The following is a 3,862-nucleotide window of genomic DNA, read 5'->3' on the forward strand; positions in this document are numbered from 1 at the left end:
TGCTGTCTGCCCTGGGCGAGCCTGCCGAGCCCGCCGATCCCCCCGAGCTGCAGGCAGCGGATGCGCCCCAGGGCCCGGCGCCGGCCACGGCGCTTGCCGAGCCCCTGACCCGCAAGGAGCTGCGCGTGCTGGAGCTGCTGGCCTCGGGCTACTCCAATGCGGCCATGGCCGAGAAACTCTTCGTCTCCGACAGCACGGTGCGCACCCACCTGCGCAGCATCAACCTCAAGCTGGGCGCGCGCAGCCGCACCCAGGCCGTGGCGCTGGCGCGGGAGCTGCGGGTTTTGCGCTAGGCCGCTGGCGGCTCAAGCCTGCAGATGGCGCGCATAGGTCAGGAACACTTCGTCACGCACCCAGCCCAGCGACTCGTACAGCGCCTGGGCGCGCAGGTTGTTGCGTGCCGTGGTCAGGTCCATGCGTGCATGGCCCGTGGCGCGGGCATGGGCTTCGGCCGCCAGCAGCAGGGCGCGGCCCACGCCCAGGCGGCGCGCATCGGGCACCACGAAGAGGTCGTAGAGCACGTAGATGGGCGCGGCCAGCACCGAGCAGAACGAGGGATAGAGCTGGCAAAAGCCCAGGGCGCTGCCGGCCGGTCGGCGGGCCAGCAGGATCACGGATTCGCCGCGCTCCAGCCGCGCCGTGATGAAGGCCAGCGCCGCGTCGGCATCCGCAGGTTGCTCGTAGAACTGGCGGTAGGCGTCGAACAGCGGAGCGATCAGCGCGGCGTCTTCGGGGATGGCGGTGTGTATGGCTGTGGAGTTCATCGGTGGTCCGGGGCTGAGGTTGCCAGCATGGCGCAGGGCAAGGATGCCGTGCTCATATCTTTGCTGAATCTCTCCATTTGGAGATGTGATTTGACCTGGATCATGGACAGACGGAACACTCCCGGCCCATGTCCGAACAAAAGATCGAGTTCTACAAGGGCGCCGCTGGCGGCTGGGGCGCATTGCGCAGCGTGAGCCAGGCCCTGATGCGCCAGGATATCGCCGTCAAGGGCGCCAAGACGCTGCTGTCGGCCAACCAGCCCGACGGCTTCGACTGCCCGGGCTGCGCCTGGCCCGACCGCAACCACCATTCCACCTTCGAGTTCTGCGAGAACGGCGCCAAGGCCGTGGCGGCCGAGGCCACGGCGCGCCGCGTGACGCCCGAATTCTTTGCCCGGCACACGGTGGCCGAGCTCATGGCGCAAAGCGATTTCTGGCTGGAAGACCAGGGCCGGCTCACCGAGCCCATGGTGTACGACGCGGCCAGCGACCGCTACCGGCCCATCGGCTGGGACAGCGCCTTTGCGCTGATTGCCCGCCACCTGAACGCGCTGCCCGACCCGAACCAGGCCATCTTCTACACCTCGGGCCGCGCCAGCAACGAGGCGGCCTTTCTCTACCAGCTGTTCGTGCGCGCCTACGGCACCAACAATTTCCCCGACTGCTCCAACATGTGCCACGAGCCCAGCGGCAGCGGCATGAAGCCGCAGATCGGCGTGGGCAAGGGCACGGTGCAGCTGGCCGATTTCGAGCAGGCCGATGCCATCTTCATCTTCGGCCAGAACCCCGGCACCAACCACCCGCGCATGCTGGGCGAACTGCGCGCAGCCCACAAGCGCGGCGCGCGCATCCTGAGCTTCAACCCGCTGCGCGAGCGCGGGCTGGAGCGCTTCCAGGACCCGCAAAGCAAGCTGGAGATGGCCACCCTGGGCGCCACGCCCATCAGCACGCACTACTTCCAGCTGCGCGTGGGCGGCGACATCGCGGCCGTCAAGGGCATCATGAAGCATGTGATCGCGCAGGACGATGCACTGGGGCAAGGGGGCGGCGGCGTGCTGGACCATGCCTTCATCGCCGAACACACGACCGGCTTCGAGGCCCTGGCCGAGGACCTGCGTGCCGAGGACTGGGGCCTGCTGGAGGCCGAGTCCGGCCTGAGCCGCGCGCAGATGCAGACGGCGGCCGAGGTCTACATCGCCGCCCGCAGCACCATCGTCTGCTGGGGCATGGGCATCACGCAGCACATGCATTCGGTGGCCGCCGTGCAGATGCTGGTCAACCTGCTGCTGCTGCGCGGCAACATCGGCCGCCCGGGTGCGGGCGCCTGCCCGGTGCGCGGCCACAGCAATGTGCAGGGCGACCGCAGCATGGGCATCTGGGAGAAGCCGCCGGCCGCGCTGCTGGACCGGCTGCAGCAGGTCTTCGGCTTCGAGCCGCCGCGTGCCCACGGCGTGGACGTGGTCGAGTCCATCCGCCTCATGCTCGAAGGCAGGGGCAAGGTCTTCTTCGCGCTGGGCGGCAACTTCGCGGCGGCCACGCCCGACACGCATGCCACCTGGCAGGCGCTGCGCCGCTGCGACCTGACCGTGCATGTGACCACCAAGCTCAACCGCAGCCACCTGGTGCACGGCCGCGAGGCGCTGATCCTGCCCTGCCTGGGCCGCACCGAGATCGACATGCAGGCCACCGGGCCGCAGGGCGTGACGGTGGAGGACTCCATGGGCATGGTCCATATCTCCAGCGGCATCAACCCGCCTGCGTCCGAGCACCTGCTCAGCGAGATCGCCATCGTCGCGCGCCTGGCTGCCGCCACGCTGGGCGCGCAGCGGCCCGTGCCCTGGCAGGAGCTGGCCGGCGATTATGCGCGCATACGCGAGCTGATCGAGCAGGTCTTCGACGACTTCCACGACTTCAACGCGCGCGTGGCCGTGCCGGGCGGCTTCAAGCTGCGCAATGCGGCAAGCGAGCGCATCTGGGAGACGCCCCGGGGCAAGGCCGGCTTCTTCGTGCACGCCGTGCCGCGCGACACGCCCGTGCACCGCGCACGCGCCGCGCGCAGCCCCGGCGCATCGCCGGTGTTCACGCTGTTCACCACGCGCTCGCACGACCAGTACAACACCACCATCTACGGCATGGACGACCGCTACCGCGGCGTCTTCGGACAGCGCCGCGTGGTCTTCATCCATGCCGAGGACATCCGCGCCCTGGGCATGAAGGATGGCGACTGGGTGGACCTGCAGACGGTGTGGGATGACGGCCAGCAGCGCAGCGCCGAGCACTTCAGGCTCGTGGCCTACGACATTCCGCGCGGCTGCATCGCTGCCTACTATCCCGAGACCAATCCGCTGGTGCCGCTGTCGGCCACGGCCATCGTGGCGGGCACGCCCAGCTCCAAGTCCATTCCCGTGCAGTTGGTGGCGCACCGGCTGCCTGCCGTGCCGTCTCCCGCGCTGGAAGAAATGGCGGCCTGAAGTGCAAGGCATGGAAGAACTGGCCGCCGCCATCCTGCGCGAATTGGCCACCGAGCCCGCACCCATGTCCCTGCCCAGGCTGGGCAAGCGACTGGGGCAGGGTGCCAGCGTGCTCATGCGTTGCCTGGCGCTGATGGGCGATGCACCCATTGCCGGCACACCGGGGCCGGGCTGGGTCAGGCTGGAGCAGGAAGAGGGGCGGTGGCTGGCGGCCCTGACGGAGCGCGGGCGCTTGTGGGTGGAGGCCGAGGCCTGTCAGGCGCTGGCCGAGGGCACGGGCCGCGTGCGGTAGAACTGTATCGGAAACTCCTGCATTTCCTTGGCGTGCTGGTTGATCACCGCGCGCTTCATCTTGCCGACCACGTGCATCTCGCAGGGCTTGCAGTCGAAGCGCAGCGTGAGTTTTTCCTTGCCGTTGATCAGCTGCAGCGGCTCGGCCTTGATGGTGCCCTTGACGCCGATGACGCCCTTGGCCTGCTTGGGGCACAGGCTCATGGAAAAGCGCACGCAATGCTTGGTGATCATCAGGCTGACTTCGCCTTCTTCTTCCTTGCTCTCGTAGGCCGCGTCGATGACCTTGACGCCGTGCTTGATGTAGAAATCGTGCGCCTTCTGGTTGTAGACGTT

Annotated in this window: 4 protein-coding genes and 1 pseudogene; 3 read left to right on the plus strand and 2 right to left on the minus strand. The window is 68.4% G+C overall.

Going from position 1 to position 3,862, the window contains the following annotated elements:
* Positions 1–293: helix-turn-helix domain-containing protein (locus L995_RS31430; protein WP_197065153.1), on the plus strand; the 293-nt coding region annotated here is incomplete at its 5' end.
* A 12-nt stretch (positions 294–305) separates the two neighbouring features.
* Here L995_RS31430 and L995_RS16950 read toward each other — a convergent pair.
* Positions 306–764 carry a GNAT family N-acetyltransferase gene (locus tag L995_RS16950; RefSeq protein ID WP_047472731.1) on the minus strand — a complete coding sequence of 153 codons (459 nt, stop codon included), beginning with the start codon at positions 762–764 and terminating at the stop codon, positions 306–308.
* A gap of 128 nt (positions 765–892) precedes the next feature.
* Between L995_RS16950 and L995_RS16955 the strand changes: the two genes are divergently transcribed.
* Positions 893–3,235 (plus strand): FdhF/YdeP family oxidoreductase, encoded by a 2,343-nt coding sequence (locus L995_RS16955; RefSeq protein WP_047472733.1) that lies wholly within the window; start codon positions 893–895, stop codon positions 3,233–3,235.
* A 10-nt stretch (positions 3,236–3,245) separates the two neighbouring features.
* Positions 3,246–3,527 (plus strand): hypothetical protein, encoded by a 282-nt coding sequence (locus L995_RS16960; protein ID WP_012206611.1) that lies wholly within the window; start codon positions 3,246–3,248, stop codon positions 3,525–3,527.
* On the opposite strand, the pseudogene L995_RS16965 reads toward L995_RS16960, so the two are convergent.
* A pseudogene (locus L995_RS16965) lies at positions 3,491–3,862 on the minus strand (collagenase-like protease); the annotation flags it as partial. The gene L995_RS16960 and the pseudogene L995_RS16965 overlap by 37 nt on opposite strands.

It is taken from the genome of Delftia sp. ZNC0008, from assembly GCF_000799035.1.
Taxonomy (GTDB): Bacteria; Pseudomonadota; Gammaproteobacteria; order Burkholderiales; family Burkholderiaceae_C; genus Comamonas; species Comamonas tsuruhatensis.

Coding starts and splice junctions, on each gene's coding strand:
- L995_RS16950 (WP_047472731.1), bottom strand. CDS start 764: ATGAACTCCACAGCCATACACACCGCCATCCCCGAAGACGCCGCGCTG.
- L995_RS16960 (WP_012206611.1), top strand. CDS start 3,246: ATGGAAGAACTGGCCGCCGCCATCCTGCGCGAATTGGCCACCGAGCCC.
- L995_RS16955 (WP_047472733.1), top strand. CDS start 893: ATGTCCGAACAAAAGATCGAGTTCTACAAGGGCGCCGCTGGCGGCTGG.